Here is a 14757-nt window from a genome sequence, read left to right as displayed (position 1 = left end):
CATTCGCGATGAACTGGATCACGAACTACGTCCGCCCGCGCATCAACTCCCTCTTCTCGCGGCGCGAAGTCCCCGAGAACCTGTGGACCAAATGCCCCGAATGCGGGACGATGCTGTTCCATCGCGAGCTGTCGGACAACCTGAACGTCTGCACGAACTGCGACCACCACATGGCGATCACCCCGCGCGACCGCTTTGGCGCGCTGTTCGACGGCGGCGCCTTCGTCGAGGTCAAGGTCCCCGAGCCGATCACCGATCCGCTGCAGTTCCGCGACCAGAAGAAATACCCCGACCGCATGAAAGCCGCCCAGAAATCCACCGGCGAGAAAGAGGCCATGCTGGTCGCCGAGGGAGAGATCGGCCGCACCCCGGTCATCGCCGTGGGCCAGGACTTCAGCTTCATGGGCGGGTCCATGGGCATGTATGTGGGCAATGCCATCATCGCCGCCGCCGAACGCGCGGTGAAGGTGAAAAAGCCGCTGGTCCTGTTCTCGGCCGCCGGTGGCGCCCGCATGCAGGAGGGGATCCTGTCCCTGATGCAGATGCCCCGCACCACGGTCGCGGTCCAGATGCTCAAGGAGGCGGGCGTTCCCTATATCGTCGTGCTGACCCACCCGACCACGGGCGGCGTCACCGCCAGCTATGCGATGCTGGGCGACATCCAGATCGCCGAACCCAATGCGCTGATCTGCTTCGCGGGCCCGCGCGTCATCGAACAGACCATCCGCGAAAAGCTGCCCGAAGGCTTCCAGCGCGCCGAATACCTGCTGGAACACGGCATGCTGGACCGGGTGACCCATCGCGGCCGCCTGCGCGACGAGCTGATCTCGATCCTGCGGATGCTGGGCGGCCTGCCCGCCCCCACCCGCGCCGACCTGCCCTCCCCCGAGACCATCCCGGCCCCGGCGGAATAGGCTTCTTCTTCATCCAAATATCCCGGGGGTCCGGGGGCTGGCCCCCGGAGATGGCGTGACATGACCACATCCGACACGATCCTGGCCCGTCTCATGGCGCTGCACCCCAAGGTCATCGACCTGTCGCTGGACCGCATGCATCGCCTGCTGGCGGCCTTGGGTCATCCCGAACGCGCCATCCCGCCGGTGATCCACATCGCCGGCACCAACGGCAAAGGCAGCACTCAGGCCATGATCCGCGCGGGGCTGGAGGCCGGGGGCGCGCGCGTCCATGCCTATACCTCGCCGCATCTGGCGCAGTTCCGCGAACGCATCCGCCTTGCCGGCAGCCTGATCGCCGACGACGCCCTGGCCGACCTGCTGGCCCGGGTCGAGGCCGCCAATGACGGCCAGCCCATCACCTTCTTCGAGATCACGACCGCCGCCGCCTTCCTGGCCTTTGCGCGCACCCCCGCCGATTACACCCTGCTGGAGGTCGGCCTGGGCGGCAGGCTGGACGCCACGAACGTCATCGACGCGCCGCGCCTGACGGTCATCACCCCCGTCTCGATCGACCACACCCAGTATCTGGGCGAAACCCTGCCCCTGATCGCCGCCGAAAAGGCCGGCATCATCAAGCCCCGCGTGCCCGTCATCATCGGCCCCCAGCAGGACGACGCCCTGCAGGTGATCGAGGCGCGCGCCATGGGCCTGTCGGCGCCCATCATCGCGCATGGCCAGCACTGGATGGTCCAGGCGGAACGCGACGGGATGATCTTTCAGGACGATCACGGCCTGTGGGACCTGCCGCGCCCCAATCTGACCGGGCCGCATCAGATCCAGAACGCCGGCACCGCGCTAGCCACGCTGCGCGCGCTTGGCGCGACCGACGCCCAGGCCCATGCCGCCGTCACCCGCGCCGAATGGCCCGCCCGGATGCAGCGCCTGCGCCATGGCCCGCTGGTCGATCTGGCCCAGGGAGCGGAGGTGTGGCTGGACGGCGGCCACAATCCGGCGGGCGGGCTGGCTTTGGCCGCGACGCTGGACACCCTGCCCGCGCGACCCACGCATCTGGTCTGCGGCATGCTGAACACCAAGGACATCGCCGGCTATCTGCGCCCGCTGGCCGCCCATGCCGCCAGCCTGACCGCCATCGACATCCCCGGAGAGCCGAACACCCTGCCCGCCACCGACACCGCGCAGGCGGCGCAATCGGTGGGCATCGCCACGCGCATCGCCGCGGATGCCGCTCAGGCGGTCGCCACCATCGCCGCGTCCGAACCGGGCGCGCGCATCCTGATCTGCGGATCGCTGTATCTGGCCGGTCGCGTCCTGCGGGACAACGGCTGACCCGGTGCAACCCTGGCGGGGGTTCGACCGTTCCCCCTGCCCAACCCATGCGAGGCCCGATGACCCAACCCCGAGACAGCCGCGACGCCATCATGCGCGGTCTGGCCAACCGCTGCCCCGCCTGCGGAGAGGGCCAGCTGATGCAGGGCTATCTGACGCTGAACCCGGTCTGCGCGCATTGCGACGCGCCCCTTGGCCGCTATCCGGCGGCGGACGGGCCGGCGTTCTTCACCATGACCATCATGCTGCTGGTGCTGATCCCGCTGTTGGGGCTGGTCTGGGGCATCTGGCGCCCCGAACCGCTGATGCTGCTGGCCATCACCGGTTTCGTGATGACGGCCCTGACCCTGATCCTGCTGCGGCTGATCAAGGGGGCCTTCATCGGCTATCTCTGGGCCAAGGACGAACAGGACCGGGGCGCCTGAGACGCCCCGCCCGCGCTATGCCCAGTCCCAGGGCGTGGTGAACTGACCCAGACGGGTGCGGACCTGATCCTCGTCCACGCGCCCCTCGCGGGACAGATGGGCGACCAGGCCGCGCTTCTTGTCCTCGCGCACATCGGCGACGCGGGCGCCGGTCCCCTCCAGCGCCTCGTCATAAACGCGGGTGATCGCCAGCTTGCGCAGGTCGGGCTTGAAGATCTTGCCCACGGCGGTCTTGGGCAGCTCGGCCAGGATCTCGATATGCTTGGGGATGGCCGCGCGTTCGTGGATGTGGCTCTTGGCATGCTCGGCCAGTTCCTTGACCGACACATCCGCGCCCGCCACCAGCTCGACATAAGCGCAGGGCAGCTCGCCGGCAAAGGCGTCGGGCTGGCCGATCGCGCCGACAAAGGACACCGCCGGGTGGGACAGCAGCCCCTCCTCGATCTCGGCGGGGTCGATGTTGTGGCCGCCGCGGATGATCAGATCCTTGGCGCGGCCCGTGATCCAAAGATAGCCGTCGGCGTCGATCCGCCCCAGATCGCCCGTGCGCAGATAGCGGTCATCGGCAAACAGCTTATGGTTCTTGTCGGCCTCGGTATAGGTCGAGCCGGGGAAGACGCCGGGGTTCGCCACGCAGATCTCTCCGACGACGTCGACCGGGCATTCATGCACCCGCCCCGCATCACCGTGATTCAGGATGCGCACATGCGTATAGGGCAGCGGAATGCCGACCGATCCGACCTTCTTCAGACCGTTCACCGGGTTGCAGCTGACCAGGCAGGTCGCCTCGGTCAGCCCGTACCCTTCGGCGATCTCGACCCCGGTCGCCGCCTTGAAGCGGTTGTACAGCTCGATCGGCAGCGGCGCGGAACCGGAAATGGCGGTCTTGAGACTGCTGACATCGGCATTCACCGGGCGCTGCATCAGCGCGGCGATGGCGGTCGGCACGGTGATCAGGAAGGTCGCCTGCCAGCGTTCGATCAGCTTCCAGAAATTGTCAAACACCCCGTCGCCCCGGTATCCGGCGGGCGTGGGCATCACCACATGCGCGCCCGACGCGATGCAGGACATCAGCACCGGATAGGCCGCAAAGACGTGGAACATCGGCAGCGGGCACATCAGCACGTCGGTCTCATCGAACAGCAGCGTGCCGCCCAGCCAGCCGTTATAGATCATGCCGCTGTATTTGTGCTGCGCGACCTTGGGCGTGCCGGTGGTGCCGCCGGTGTGGAAATAGGCGGCGACGCGATCCTGCTTGGGGTCGTCGAAATCCAGGGCGGTGTGCTTCCGGGCGCTGGTCGCGGCCTCGAAGTTCAGGACCTTGGCCTTGTAGGTCACCTTCACCTTGGGCCGGATCAGCGGCACGATGTAACGCTTGATGCCGCGCAGATGGCGGTTCAGGTCGATCTCGATCACATGGGTGACGCCCGGGGCCTGGGCCACGGCCTCGGCGGCCTTCTGGGCCACGTCGGTCTTGGGAAAGGCCTTCAGCGTCACCAGCACCTTGGCATTCGTCTCGCGCAGGATGCCGGCGATCTGGGTCGCGTCCAGCAGCGGGTTGATCGGGTTCACGATGCCCGCGGTTGCGCCCGCCAGCAGGACGACCGGCGTCTCGATGCTGTTGGGCAGCAGATAGGCGACCGTGTCGGTCGGACCCACGCCCAGGCTGCGGAACAGGTTCGCGGTTTCGGTCACCCGCTCCAGCAGTTCGGACCAGGTCAGCGTGACGGACGGATCCTTGGCCCCCGACAGCAGCTGGAACGAGATCGCGGGCCGCTGCGGAAAGCGTTGCGCCGTGCGCGCCACGAAATCATAGATCGTCAACGGCAGGTCGCGCGCGTCATAGCCGCATTCGCCTTCGACCCGATCGCGATCCTCATAGCTGCCGAACTTGCCCATCTGGTCCCCCTGCTTGCCGGGCCGCAGATGCAGCCCCTCCCTGCCGGACAGGATGGTCCGATATGGGCAAAGGGGGCAAGTCCCGACCCGGCACGCCTGCGTGAAAACGCCGCGTCACCCAAAGGCGGGACGCGGCGTCACGGGTCAGGATGGGATGCGCAGCACCTGACCGGGATAGATCTTGTCGGGGTCGCTCAGCATGGGGCGGTTGGCCTCGAAGATGGCGGCATACTTGTTCGCGTCGCCCAGATGCTCCTTGGCGATGGCGGACAGGGTCTGGCCCTTCTTGACCGTGTGGAACACCGGTTCCGGGGCGCCCGCGGGCAGGTCGGCCTCGACCTTGGCGATGCCCTCGATATTGCCCAGGGCAAGGATCAGCTTTTCCAGAACCTCGCGGTCCGCGCCCTTGGATTCCACGATCACCGTGTCGCCGCGCAGGCGCAGATGCACGTCATCCCCGTCCAGGTTCAGCGCGCGCAGCTCGGCCTTGAGGGCCGCGACCTTGCGCTGCGTGTCGTCCTGCGCGGGGGCAGGCGCCGCAGCGGTGGCGGGGGTCGCGGCCTCGGCCTTGCCGAAAACCGACTTGCCCGCATCCTTCACGAAATCCCAGATGGCCATGATGTGATCGTCCTTGTGATGTCCTGACTGCCGAACAACCGCCGCCCCGGCGCGGTTCCGCCGAAAGCGCGACCCGAGGACGCGGTCGGTCGAAACCGCTTGTTAACCGCTGCCGGGTATAAGACCTGACACGCGATTTTCGCAGGATAAGGGGTCCGGATGCGTCTTATTGTTCGATCAGCAGGCTGCCTGGCGCTGGCCGCAGCGGTCGTGGCGGGCTGCGCGCCCCAACCGGTGGCGCCCACGGCCAAGGACCCCTATGCCGTTCAGGTCGGCCCGCCCGGTCAGGCCACCTGCGTGGCGACCGCCGCCGCCCATAACGCGGCCGGCGCGCAGGCCACCAACCGCGCCCGGGCGCGCGCGGGCCTGCCCCCCGTCCAGGCCGATCCGCAGCTGGCGCGCGTGGCGGCGCAGCATGCCTGCGACATGGCGCTGCGCGGGCGCATGACACATCTGGGTTCGACCACCACCGGTCCCTCCATGCGGCTGAAGCAGACCGGCTATCAGCCCAGCATCGCGGCCGAGAACATCGCGGCGGGTCCGTTCTCGTTGAACCGGGTGCTGTCGGAATGGACGGCATCGCCGGGTCATCTGGACAACATCCTGCTGCCGCAGGTGCGCGATTTCGGGGTGGGACAGGCTCTGGCCGAGGATGGGCGGACCGTCTATTGGGCGGCGGTCTATGCCGCCCCGCGCTGAGCGCAGGGGGTTGCCACAGACCCGGCCCGGGTATTAGCCTGCACAAAACCGTTCAGAAAAGGGCCTGCCATGACCCCGACACGTTCCTGCCTCGCGGCGCTTGCCGCGATGATGCTGACCGCCCCCATGGCCTGGGGGGCGCCGCGCTGCTCTGAGCCCTCGGTCGCGGACAGCCAGGCGATGGCCGTGGCGATCACCCGGATGCGGGCGCAGGCCGGGCTGGCGGCGGTGGGGGCCGATCCGGCCCTGACGCAGGCGGCGGCGCGGCAGGCCTGCGACATGGCCCGCCGCGGCCGGCTGAGCCATGAGGGCGGCGGCGGCCTGTCCGCGCGGACCCGCGCGGCGGGCTATCCGACGGCCCTGGCGGCCGAGAACATCGCCGCGGGCCAGGCCGATGCCAGCAGCGCGCTGGCCGCATGGGCCAGCTCGCAGGGGCATCGCGCCAACCTGCTGCACCGCCGGGTCCGGCATATCGGCATCGGTCAGGCAGTTGGCACGAACGGACAGCCCTATTGGGCGCTGGTGCTGGCGGCGCCGCGTTAGGCGCTGGCGGCGATCTGGCCTGGACCGTCGGTGAACTGCATCCGCGCCAGCCGCGCATAAAGCCCGCCCTGTGCGACCAGTTGATCGTGGCTGCCGGTGGCGACGATGCGACCCTGATCCAGCACGATGATGCGGTCGGCCTTTTTCACCGTCGCCAGCCGGTGCGCCACGACGACGGTGGTGCGCCCCTCGGCCAGGCGGCTGACGGCGGCCTGGACCAGCGATTCCGATTCCGCGTCCAGCGCGCTGGTCGCCTCGTCTAGCAACAGGATCGGCGCGTCGCGCAGGATCGCGCGGGCAATGGCCACGCGCTGGCGCTGACCGCCCGACAGCATCACGCCGCGTTCGCCCAGGGCCGTGTCATAGCCCTGCGGCAGCGCCGCGATGAAGTCATGCGCATGGGCCGCCCGCGCCGCCGCCTGCACCTGCGCGTCAGAGGCGTCGGGCCGCCCCAGGCGGATGTTCTCGGCCGCCGATGCGGCAAAGATCACCGGGTCCTGCGGCACCAGGGCGATGCGGCTGCGCAGATCGACCCGCGCCAGATCGCGCAGATCGATCCCGTCCAGCGTGACCTGCCCCGATTGCGGGTCCCAGAACCGCTGGATCAGCTGGATCACGGTGGTCTTGCCCGCGCCTGACGGGCCGACCAGCGCCACGGTCTCGCCCGGCCGGATGGTCAGGTCGAAGCCGTGCAGGGCCGGGACATCGGGGCGCGACGGGAAATTGAACCCCACCCCGTGAAACCCGATCTGACCGCGCAGCGGCGCCGGCAGGGGCACGGGCATCGGAGGGTCGGTCAACGTGTCCTGGGCCGACAGCAGCTCGGCCAGGCGTTCGGTGGCGCCTGCCGCACGCTGCAGCTCTCCCCAGATCTCAGAGAGGGCGCCGGCGGCGCTGGCGACCAGGATGGCGTAGATCACGAACTGGACCAGCTGCCCCGCCGTCATCACCCCGTTCTGCACGTCGCGCGCGCCCACCCACAGAACCCCGATCACCCCGCCGAAGATCAGGAAGATCACGATGGCGGTCATCACCGCCCGGGTGCCAATGCGGGTGCGGGCGACGCGATAGGATTGTTCGGTCACGTCGTCGAACCGCGCCATGCTGCGCGCCTCGGCGGTATAAGCCTGGATGGTCTGGGCGGCCAGCAGCGTCTCGGATGCGGTGCCGGATGACGCCGCGATCCAGTCCTGGTTGGCGCGCGACAGGCTGCGCAGGCGGCGGCCCAGCACGATGATCGGGATCAGGATGGCGGGCACGATCAGCAGCACCAGCCCCATCAGCTTGACCGAGGTCCAGGCCAGCATCGCCAGCCCCCCCGCCAGGATCAGCATGTTGCGCAGCGCAATGGACAGCGACGACCCCACCACCGATTGGATCAGCGTGGTGTCGGTGGTGATGCGCGACAGGATCTCTCCGGTCATCACCCGTTCGAAGAAGGCGGGCGACAGGGTGATGACGCGGGCATAGACGGCCTTGCGGATATCGGCCACGACCCGCTCGCCCAGCCGCGTGACAAAGAAATACCGCGCCGCCGTGCCCAGGGCCAGCGCCGCCACGATCAGCAGCGCGGCGCCGAAATACTGGTCCAAGAGCCCCGCGCCGTCGTCGAAATTGTCGACCACGCGGCGCGCGGCCAGCGGCAGGATCAGGCTGATCCCCGAAGTCACCACCAGCGCCACCAGCGCCAGCAGCATCTGCAAGCGATAGGGCCGCACAAAGGGCCACAGCGCGCTCAGCGCCCCCACCCGTCGGCTGGTGGGCCGGTCTTCCAGATTGCTTGCGCCGCGTGCCATGGGTCCTGCCACTTTGTGTTGCCGCCCCGGTTTAGGGGTCCGCCGCCCCAAGGACAAGCGCGCGCCCTGTCACAGCCTCAGCGCGCCCCCGGCCAGCGCGTCCCGCAGAAGGTCCACGGCCTGGGCCAGCCGGCCGTCGATCACCTCCAGGTATTGCGTCCAGTCGGACAGGCCGCGCAGATCTTCGGCGCCATCGGAAATGCCGCGCAGGCCGATCAGGGGAATGCCGAAATGCTGCGCCGCGCGCAGATGGGCGAAAGTCTCCATGTCGACCATGTCCTCCTCGATCGCGGTATAGGCGGGGCCGCTGACGATGTTGGCGCCGGTCGACAGGCTGGCCACCGGCAGGCCGGGAATGCGGTGCGGCAGCGGGACCACCCGCGGCAGATCCAGCAGCGGCGTGCAGCCGCGCGCGAACCCCAGCGCGCTGGCATCCATGTCGCGCCAGGCGACGGCGCCCACCTGATAGACCTGGGTCTGGGCCAGCCGCGCCGACCCGGCCGATCCCAGCGACACGATCAGGCGGGGGCGCTCGGCCATCGCGGCCAGCGCGGCGGTCAGCTGGACGGCGGCCTCGATCGGGCCGATGCCGGTGATCAGCGGCGTGATGCGGGCGCGAAGCGCGGGGCCGTATTCCGGCTCGGCGGCCATGACATAAAGGACGGAGGGGTCGGACATCGCAACCTCAAGGTGCTGGGGGACGGGTCCGGGGTGGCACGGGCGCGCGGGGCCGGTCAAGGGCGCAGCCCCCTTGCGGCGGCGGGGGGCGCTGTGGCAGGGGTGCGGCGGTCACGCGAAAAGAGGCATGCCATGGGCCGGGTCACCGATCTCTATCACCAGCGCGTCGCGTCGGGCGCGCTGCGGGCGGACCCCGCGCAGCAAGCGATCCTGCCGCAGATGGACCGCGTGCTGGACCAGATGGCCGCGGCCCCCGCGCCGCGCAAATCGGCCTGGCGGGCGTTTCTGGGCGTAGGCAGCCCGGACCCCGCGCCGGTGGTCAAGGGCCTGTATCTGTGGGGCGGCGTGGGACGCGGGAAATCCATGCTGATGGACCTGATGGCCGATGCGGCGGGCGACATCCCCTGCAGGCGTGTGCATTTCCACGAATTCATGCAGGAAATTCAGGCCGGTCTGCACGCCGCCCGGGGCCGGGGCGAACAGGACACCGTCCGCCCCGTGGCCGAGGCCGTGGCCGCGCAGACCCGCCTTTTGTGCTTTGACGAGATGCAGATCACCGACATCGCCGATGCGATGATCGTGGGGCGGCTGTTCCAGGTGCTGTTCGACCAGGGGGTGACGGTTGTCACGACCTCGAACCGCGTGCCTGAGGATCTGTACAAGCATGGCCTGAACCGGCAGCTGTTCCTGCCCTTCATCGCGCTGATCCGCGAGCGGATGGAGGTGACCTGCCTGGACAGCCAGACCGACTATCGTCAGAACCGTCAGGGCGGCCCGGTCTGGTTCGCGCCCGCCGATGCCCAGGCCCGCGCGGCGCTGGACGCGGCCTGGGACGAATTGACCGGGGGCGCCACGCCCACGCCCCTGACGCTGCAGGTGCAGGGGCGTGCGGTCACCCTGCCCGCCCATGTCGGGCGCGTGGCGCGGTCGGGGTTCTGGGATCTGTGCGGCAAGCCCCTGGGCCCGGCCGATTACCTGGCGGTGGCGCGGGCGGTCGATGTGCTGCTGATCGACGGGGTGCCGCGCCTGTCGGCCTCGAACTACAACGAGGCCAAGCGGTTCGTGACGTTGATCGACGCGCTTTATGAGGCGCGGGTGCGGCTGATCGCCAGCGGCGCCGACCAGCCCGAACAGCTGTATAACGAAGGCGAGGGCAGCTTTGAGTTCGAACGCACCGCCTCCCGCCTGCGCGAGATGCAGGACGCGGCCTGGGGCCTGCGCGAGGACGACCCTCAGACGCCCATCGTCTGACGGCCCCGCGCGACCAGCGCGCGCAGCTCCTCCAGCGTCATCGCGCCAAAGGTCGCCTCGTCCCCGCAGATGAAGGTCGGCGTGCCCATCAGCCCCATGTGATCGGCCAGCAGGTGGCTCATGGTGATGTGGCGCTCGATCTCGGGGGCGTCCATGCGGCGGCGCAGATCGGCCTCGTCCAGGCCCAGGTCGCGGGCGACCCGCATGACGGTCGCGGGCTCGGCGCGGCTGCGCATGGACAGCAGTCCCGCGTGGAACCGCCAGTATTGCCCCATGGGCAGCGTGGCCAGCGACGCGCGGGCGGCGAATTCCGAACCCGGACCAAAGACCGGCCATTCGCGATAGACGACGCGCAGCTGCGGGTCCGACCGGACAAGCTCTGACATCAGCGGCAGCATCGTCTTGCAATGCGGACAGTTGTAATCAAAGAATTCGGTCAGCGTGATGTTGCCCTGGGGGTTGCCCAGGACCGGGGCGGTCGGCTCGCGCTCCAGCGCGCGGCGCATGTCCTCGGGCATGGGGTTGTCGCGCTGCTGCGCCAGGGCCGGCAGGGCTGCGAAGGCTGCGGCCGAGGCCAGGAGGGTGCGGCGGGTCGGCATGGCTTGTCCTTTCGGCGGGGCTGGGGTCAGATGCCCCATGGCGTAACGCGAGGCCGACATATGCGTAAACCGCGATACCACGACCCTCTGGTCACGATGGCGTCAGCCCCCCTGCGCGAGGACGTCGAGGGGCCGGACCCCGTCTGCCCCCTGTGCCTGCGGCCCATTCCGGCGGATGTCCCGCAAAGCCGCCATCACCTGATCCCCAAGCTGCGCGGCGGCAAGGGCGGGCCCACGGTCCTTCTGCACCACATCTGCCACAAGACGATCCACAAGACCCTGCGCGAGACCGAGCTGGCTCGCAGCGTCAACACCGTCGAGGCGCTGCGCGCCCATCCCGACCTTGCCCCCTTCTGGGCCTGGATCGCCCGCAGGCCGCCCGGTTTTTCCGGCAAGACCCGCTGAGGCGCAGTTTCCGTTTGGTCCCCGGGCGATTCGGGCGCACCCTGTTTGGGTCCATCGGAAAGGAGATCCCATGCCCCGCCTGATCGCCGCCCTTGCCCTGGCGCTGTCGCCGCTGCCCGCCCTGGCACAGCAGACCCCCGCCGCGCCGCCCGTCATCGCCGCCCCGGACAGCGTCGCGCCGCCCGCGACGGTGACGCCCGCGACCCGCACCCGCTGCGGCGGGGCCCGGCAGGTCATGTCCTGAGCGCAACGGCCAAGCCCTTGTAATCGCGCCACGGACGCCGCGGACCGGGCCGCATGCGCGGCACCCCGGCAACCCCCGGTGCACGGATTTTTCGCACCGCCGGGCGGGCGATGCCTGCGTTCGGCGCATGCCGTGATCGGGGCCGCATCGCCCCGCGCCTGCCCGGGCGGGCCCTGCGCGAATGACCGTGGCGGCATGCTCACATCCGCTCACGGCGCCGTGGTTGCCCCTGCGACACGACGGATCAGACAGACAGGTTCAGTCGGTTTCACCCGCCGGGCCCCTGCCCTAGATCAGACGGACAACCGCTGATCTGGAGATCCAAGATGAAATTCATTCCCGCCGCCGTCGCCGCCGTTCTCGTGTCGGGTGCCGCCCATGCCGGAGGCTATGTCGCCCCCGTGGTCGAGAGCGCGCCCGCCCCGGTCGTGGCGCCGGTCGTCACCCCGGTGTCGGACTGGACGGGCTTCTATGCCGGTCTGCAGTACGGCCAGGGCGATGCCGAGCTGTCCTTCGGCGGCGAGTCCGTGTCGGACGACTTCGACGCCTATGGTCTGCATGCCGGTTACAACCGCGACTTCGGCCAGTTCGTCCTGGGCGGAGAGCTGGACTATAACCGCATCAACCTGGACAACAGCGACAATGCCGACCTGGTCCGCCTGCGCGGCCGCGCCGGCTACGACCTGGGCCGCTTCATGCCCTATGTCAGCCTGGGCGCCGCGCATATCGACGGCGGCGATCTGTCCGAGACGGCCGTGACCTATGGCCTGGGCGCCGACTTCAAGGTGACCGAGCGTTTCGTGGTCGGCGCGGAATACACCCGCCAGGACTTTGACGACGTGCTGGACGTGTCCGGCGCCGACCTGGACACCGACATGATCCAGCTGCGCGCCTCGTTCCGCTTCTGATCCCTGCCGAACCACCGACCGAAAGCGGCCCCCCAGGGGCCGCTTTTTTCATGGGCGCCGCACTGTCAGAACCGCAGGCCCGCGACGATCTGGGTGCTTTCGCCGGTCGCGCGGATGCCCAGGGCCATGCGCGAATAGCTCACCGTCACCAGCGCGCCGAAGTTCGCCTCGTATTCGGTGCTGGGCGGGGTATCGGCATAGCATTGATAGCCCAGATAGGAATCCGCGCAATCCGCGGAGGCCGTCCGAACCCCCAGCAGCGCAGCGGCATCTGCCTTCCACGGGCCTGCATCCAGCAGGTTCCCCCCGACAAGCAGGTTCACCGAGGTGCCCTGCTTGATGGCCTCGCTCTGTCGCCAGGTCGAATCGAGGAACGTTCCCTCGCGCCCCAGATCCGCGCCGAAGATCAGTCGGCTGTCGGGTGCCTGGGCCATGATGCCGATCGCAAAGGGCGTGTCGTCATTCTCGAACGGACCGTCGGCCCGCGCCGATCCCGATGCGACATAGAGCGTCGTGCGTAGGGTTGGCGCCGCGTCGGGCAACGCCGCATCCTGCGCCAATGACGCACCGGCCACCAGCGCCGCCAGAACGGAAGTCGTAAAAAAAGACCTAATTTTCATTGCCATAATCCGAAACACAGGTGGAAATTCGGATTACGGACAATTCACGAATGCGTCAACGCACCCTGTCCCTAAAGCTTTCAGGAAAGGCCCCCCCGACCAGAACAGGCCAGCATCGGATTTCCCGCTGCGCACCGGGCGCAGCGGGATCATGCGATCAGCGCGTGAACTTCTTGTATTTCACGCGCTTGGGGTTGACCGAATCCGGGCCCAGACGGCGGATCTTGTCCTGCTCATAGGCCTCGAAGTTGCCTTCGAACCATTCGACATGGGCATCGCCCTCGAAGGCCAGAATGTGCGTGCACAGACGGTCCAGGAAAAAGCGGTCGTGGCTGATGATCACCGCGCAGCCCGCAAAGTCGTCCAGCGCCGCCTCCAGTGCCTGCAGGGTCTCCACGTCCAGGTCGTTGGTCGGTTCGTCCAGCAGCAGCACGTTGCCGCCCGATTTCAGCAGTTTCGCCATGTGGACGCGGTTGCGTTCACCGCCCGACAGGGTGCCGACCTTCTTCTGCTGGTCGCTGCCCTTGAAATTGAAAGCGCTGCAATAGGCGCGGCTGTTCATCGTCGCATCGCCCAGCGCGATCAGCTCGGCGCCGCCGCTGATCTCCTCCCAGACGTTCTTGTCATCGCCCAGCGCGTCGCGCGACTGGTCGACATAGGACAGCTGCACCGTGTCGCCCAGGGTGATCGTGCCCTCGTCGGGCTGCTCCTGGCCGGTCAGCATGCGGAACAGGGTCGACTTGCCCGCGCCGTTCGGACCGATCACGCCGACGATGCCGCCGGGGGGGATGATGAAGTCCAGGTTCTCGATCAGCAGCTTGTCGCCCATGGCCTTTTTCAGGCCGGTGACCTCGATCACCTTGCCGCCCAGGCGTTCGCCGTTCGGGATGATGATCTGGGCGCTGGTGATGCGCTCTTTCTCGGTCTTGTTGGCCATCTCGTTATAGGCGTTGACGCGGGCCTTCTGCTTGGCCTGACGGGCCTTGGCACCGGCGCGGATCCATTCCAGTTCCTTTTCCAGGACCTTCTGCTTGGACTTGTCCTCGCGGGCCTCCTGAGCGACGCGCTTGGCCTTGGCCTCCAGCCAGGACGAATAGTTGCCCTCATGCGGGATGCCGCGGCCGCGCTCCAGCTCCAGGATCCAGGTGGTGATGTCGTCCAGGAAATAACGGTCGTGGGTCACGGTCAGGATCGTGCCCTTGTATTCGATCAGGTGCTTTTGCAGCCAGGCGATGGTTTCCGCGTCCAGGTGGTTGGTCGGTTCGTCCAAGAGCAGCATGTCCGGCGCCTCAAGCAGCAGCTTGCACAGCGCCACCCGGCGGCGTTCGCCGCCCGACAGGGTGCTGACATCGGCGTCGTCGGGCGGGCAGCGCAGGGCCTCCATCGCGACATCGACCTGGCTGTCCAGGTCCCACAGGTTCTCGGCGTCGATCTGGTCCTGCAGGGCCGACATCTCCTCGGCGGTCTCATCCGAATAGTTCATCGCCAGCTGGTTATAGCGGTCCAGCTTGGCCTGCTTGGCCGCGACGCCCAGCATCACGTTGCCGCGCACGTCCAGGGATTCGTCCAGCTGCGGCTCCTGCGGCAGATAGCCCACGGTCGCGCCCTTGGCGGCCCAGGCCTCGCCGGTGAAATCCTTGTCGATGCCGGCCATCACGCGCATCAGGCTGGATTTGCCCGATCCGTTGACGCCGACGACGCCGATCTTGACGCCCGGCAGAAAGTTCAGCTTGATGTTCTCGAACACCTTCTTGCCGCCGGGATAGGTTTTGGACACGCCGTCCATGTGGTATACGAACTGATAGGACGCCATCGGAAACTCCTGTGAA

The 14757-nt window shown here is 68.3% G+C and carries 16 protein-coding genes; 9 read left to right on the top strand and 7 right to left on the bottom strand.

What is annotated here, in order from left to right; all coding sequences use genetic code 11:
* Positions 1 to 8 precede the first annotated feature (8 nt).
* Genes accD through ABS73_RS04645 form a run of 3 tightly spaced genes read left to right on the top strand, consistent with a single transcriptional unit; the run spans position 9 to position 2668 of the window.
* A complete protein-coding gene (accD, locus tag ABS73_RS04655) occupies positions 9 to 914 on the top strand; it encodes an acetyl-CoA carboxylase, carboxyltransferase subunit beta (RefSeq protein ID WP_136857149.1) in 906 nt (301 codons plus the stop codon).
* Positions 915 to 974: 60 nt separating this feature from the next.
* Positions 975 to 2243 carry a bifunctional folylpolyglutamate synthase/dihydrofolate synthase gene (locus ABS73_RS04650; protein ID WP_277021356.1) on the top strand — a complete coding sequence of 423 codons (1269 nt, stop codon included), beginning with the start codon at positions 975 to 977 and terminating at the stop codon, positions 2241 to 2243.
* A gap of 59 nt (positions 2244 to 2302) precedes the next feature.
* The gene (locus tag ABS73_RS04645) at positions 2303 to 2668 is read left to right on the top strand and encodes a DUF983 domain-containing protein (protein ID WP_277021354.1); all 366 of its coding nucleotides are present in this window, start codon (positions 2303 to 2305) and stop codon (positions 2666 to 2668) included.
* Positions 2669 to 2683: 15 nt separating this feature from the next.
* Here ABS73_RS04645 and ABS73_RS04640 read toward each other — a convergent pair whose 3' ends face one another.
* Together ABS73_RS04640 and lysM are read right to left on the bottom strand one after the other, a co-directional pair.
* Positions 2684 to 4567: an acyl-CoA synthetase gene (locus tag ABS73_RS04640; RefSeq protein ID WP_277021351.1), complete on the bottom strand. Its 1884-nt coding sequence runs from the start codon at positions 4565 to 4567 to the stop codon at positions 2684 to 2686.
* Positions 4568 to 4711: 144 nt separating this feature from the next.
* Positions 4712 to 5185 (bottom strand): peptidoglycan-binding protein LysM, encoded by a 474-nt coding sequence (lysM, locus tag ABS73_RS04635; protein WP_277021348.1) that lies wholly within the window; start codon positions 5183 to 5185, stop codon positions 4712 to 4714.
* Positions 5186 to 5344: 159 nt separating this feature from the next.
* On the opposite strand from lysM, the gene ABS73_RS04630 reads away from it, so the two are divergent.
* Together ABS73_RS04630 and ABS73_RS04625 are read left to right on the top strand one after the other, a co-directional pair.
* The gene (locus ABS73_RS04630; RefSeq protein ID WP_277021345.1) at positions 5345 to 5884 is read left to right on the top strand and encodes a CAP domain-containing protein; all 540 of its coding nucleotides are present in this window, start codon (positions 5345 to 5347) and stop codon (positions 5882 to 5884) included.
* 69 nt (positions 5885 to 5953) lie between these two features.
* Positions 5954 to 6427: a CAP domain-containing protein gene (locus tag ABS73_RS04625; RefSeq protein ID WP_277021342.1), complete on the top strand. Its 474-nt coding sequence runs from the start codon at positions 5954 to 5956 to the stop codon at positions 6425 to 6427.
* Here the strand turns inward: ABS73_RS04625 and ABS73_RS04620 are convergent.
* Together ABS73_RS04620 and ABS73_RS04615 are read right to left on the bottom strand one after the other, a co-directional pair.
* Complete coding sequence (locus ABS73_RS04620) at positions 6424 to 8223, bottom strand: ABC transporter transmembrane domain-containing protein (protein WP_277021341.1); 1800 nt, start codon at positions 8221 to 8223, stop codon at positions 6424 to 6426. The two genes, ABS73_RS04625 and ABS73_RS04620, sit on opposite strands and share 4 nt — an antisense overlap.
* Positions 8224 to 8292: 69 nt before the next feature.
* A complete protein-coding gene (locus ABS73_RS04615) occupies positions 8293 to 8901 on the bottom strand; it encodes a 5'-methylthioadenosine/S-adenosylhomocysteine nucleosidase (RefSeq protein WP_277021338.1) in 609 nt (202 codons plus the stop codon).
* A gap of 132 nt (positions 8902 to 9033) precedes the next feature.
* On the opposite strand from ABS73_RS04615, the gene zapE reads away from it, so the two are divergent.
* Positions 9034 to 10152 (top strand): cell division protein ZapE, encoded by a 1119-nt coding sequence (zapE, locus tag ABS73_RS04610; RefSeq protein ID WP_277021335.1) that lies wholly within the window; start codon positions 9034 to 9036, stop codon positions 10150 to 10152.
* On the opposite strand, the gene ABS73_RS04605 is transcribed toward zapE, so the two are convergent.
* Positions 10134 to 10751 carry a DsbA family protein gene (locus ABS73_RS04605; RefSeq protein WP_277021333.1) on the bottom strand — a complete coding sequence of 206 codons (618 nt, stop codon included), beginning with the start codon at positions 10749 to 10751 and terminating at the stop codon, positions 10134 to 10136. The genes zapE and ABS73_RS04605 overlap by 19 nt on opposite strands.
* Positions 10752 to 10847: 96 nt before the next feature.
* On the opposite strand from ABS73_RS04605, the gene ABS73_RS04600 reads away from it, so the two are divergent.
* The 3 genes from ABS73_RS04600 (at position 10848) to ABS73_RS04590 (ending at position 12308) form a co-directional block, all read left to right on the top strand.
* A complete protein-coding gene (locus tag ABS73_RS04600; RefSeq protein WP_277021331.1) occupies positions 10848 to 11156 on the top strand; it encodes an HNH endonuclease family protein in 309 nt (102 codons plus the stop codon).
* 70 nt (positions 11157 to 11226) lie between these two features.
* Positions 11227 to 11400 (top strand): hypothetical protein, encoded by a 174-nt coding sequence (locus ABS73_RS04595; RefSeq protein WP_277021329.1) that lies wholly within the window; start codon positions 11227 to 11229, stop codon positions 11398 to 11400.
* Positions 11401 to 11726: 326 nt separating this feature from the next.
* Complete coding sequence (locus tag ABS73_RS04590; RefSeq protein ID WP_277021328.1) at positions 11727 to 12308, top strand: outer membrane protein; 582 nt, start codon at positions 11727 to 11729, stop codon at positions 12306 to 12308.
* A gap of 65 nt (positions 12309 to 12373) precedes the next feature.
* On the opposite strand, the gene ABS73_RS04585 is transcribed toward ABS73_RS04590, so the two are convergent.
* Both ABS73_RS04585 and ettA read right to left on the bottom strand, forming a co-directional pair.
* Complete coding sequence (locus ABS73_RS04585; protein ID WP_277021326.1) at positions 12374 to 12928, bottom strand: hypothetical protein; 555 nt, start codon at positions 12926 to 12928, stop codon at positions 12374 to 12376.
* A 157-nt stretch (positions 12929 to 13085) separates the two neighbouring features.
* Complete coding sequence (gene ettA / locus ABS73_RS04580) at positions 13086 to 14741, bottom strand: energy-dependent translational throttle protein EttA (RefSeq protein WP_277021324.1); 1656 nt, start codon at positions 14739 to 14741, stop codon at positions 13086 to 13088.
* Positions 14742 to 14757 lie beyond the last annotated feature (16 nt).

The organism is Paracoccus sp. SCN 68-21 (genome assembly GCF_001724535.1).
GTDB classification, from domain to species: Bacteria; Pseudomonadota; Alphaproteobacteria; order Rhodobacterales; family Rhodobacteraceae; genus Paracoccus; species Paracoccus hibiscisoli.
This window is presented reverse-complemented; position numbering and strand designations above follow the sequence as displayed.

Coding starts and splice junctions, on each gene's coding strand:
- zapE (WP_277021335.1), top strand. CDS start 9,034: ATGGGCCGGGTCACCGATCTCTATCACCAGCGCGTCGCGTCGGGCGCG.
- ABS73_RS04615 (WP_277021338.1), bottom strand. CDS start 8,901: ATGTCCGACCCCTCCGTCCTTTATGTCATGGCCGCCGAGCCGGAATAC.
- ABS73_RS04600 (WP_277021331.1), top strand. CDS start 10,848: ATGGCGTCAGCCCCCCTGCGCGAGGACGTCGAGGGGCCGGACCCCGTC.
- accD (WP_136857149.1), top strand. CDS start 9: ATGAACTGGATCACGAACTACGTCCGCCCGCGCATCAACTCCCTCTTC.
- ABS73_RS04630 (WP_277021345.1), top strand. CDS start 5,345: ATGCGTCTTATTGTTCGATCAGCAGGCTGCCTGGCGCTGGCCGCAGCG.
- ABS73_RS04605 (WP_277021333.1), bottom strand. CDS start 10,751: ATGCCGACCCGCCGCACCCTCCTGGCCTCGGCCGCAGCCTTCGCAGCC.
- ABS73_RS04645 (WP_277021354.1), top strand. CDS start 2,303: ATGACCCAACCCCGAGACAGCCGCGACGCCATCATGCGCGGTCTGGCC.
- ABS73_RS04640 (WP_277021351.1), bottom strand. CDS start 4,567: ATGGGCAAGTTCGGCAGCTATGAGGATCGCGATCGGGTCGAAGGCGAA.
- ABS73_RS04625 (WP_277021342.1), top strand. CDS start 5,954: ATGACCCCGACACGTTCCTGCCTCGCGGCGCTTGCCGCGATGATGCTG.
- ABS73_RS04595 (WP_277021329.1), top strand. CDS start 11,227: ATGCCCCGCCTGATCGCCGCCCTTGCCCTGGCGCTGTCGCCGCTGCCC.
- ABS73_RS04620 (WP_277021341.1), bottom strand. CDS start 8,223: ATGGCACGCGGCGCAAGCAATCTGGAAGACCGGCCCACCAGCCGACGG.
- ABS73_RS04585 (WP_277021326.1), bottom strand. CDS start 12,928: ATGAAAATTAGGTCTTTTTTTACGACTTCCGTTCTGGCGGCGCTGGTG.
- lysM (WP_277021348.1), bottom strand. CDS start 5,185: ATGGCCATCTGGGATTTCGTGAAGGATGCGGGCAAGTCGGTTTTCGGC.
- ettA (WP_277021324.1), bottom strand. CDS start 14,741: ATGGCGTCCTATCAGTTCGTATACCACATGGACGGCGTGTCCAAAACC.
- ABS73_RS04650 (WP_277021356.1), top strand. CDS start 975: ATGACCACATCCGACACGATCCTGGCCCGTCTCATGGCGCTGCACCCC.
- ABS73_RS04590 (WP_277021328.1), top strand. CDS start 11,727: ATGAAATTCATTCCCGCCGCCGTCGCCGCCGTTCTCGTGTCGGGTGCC.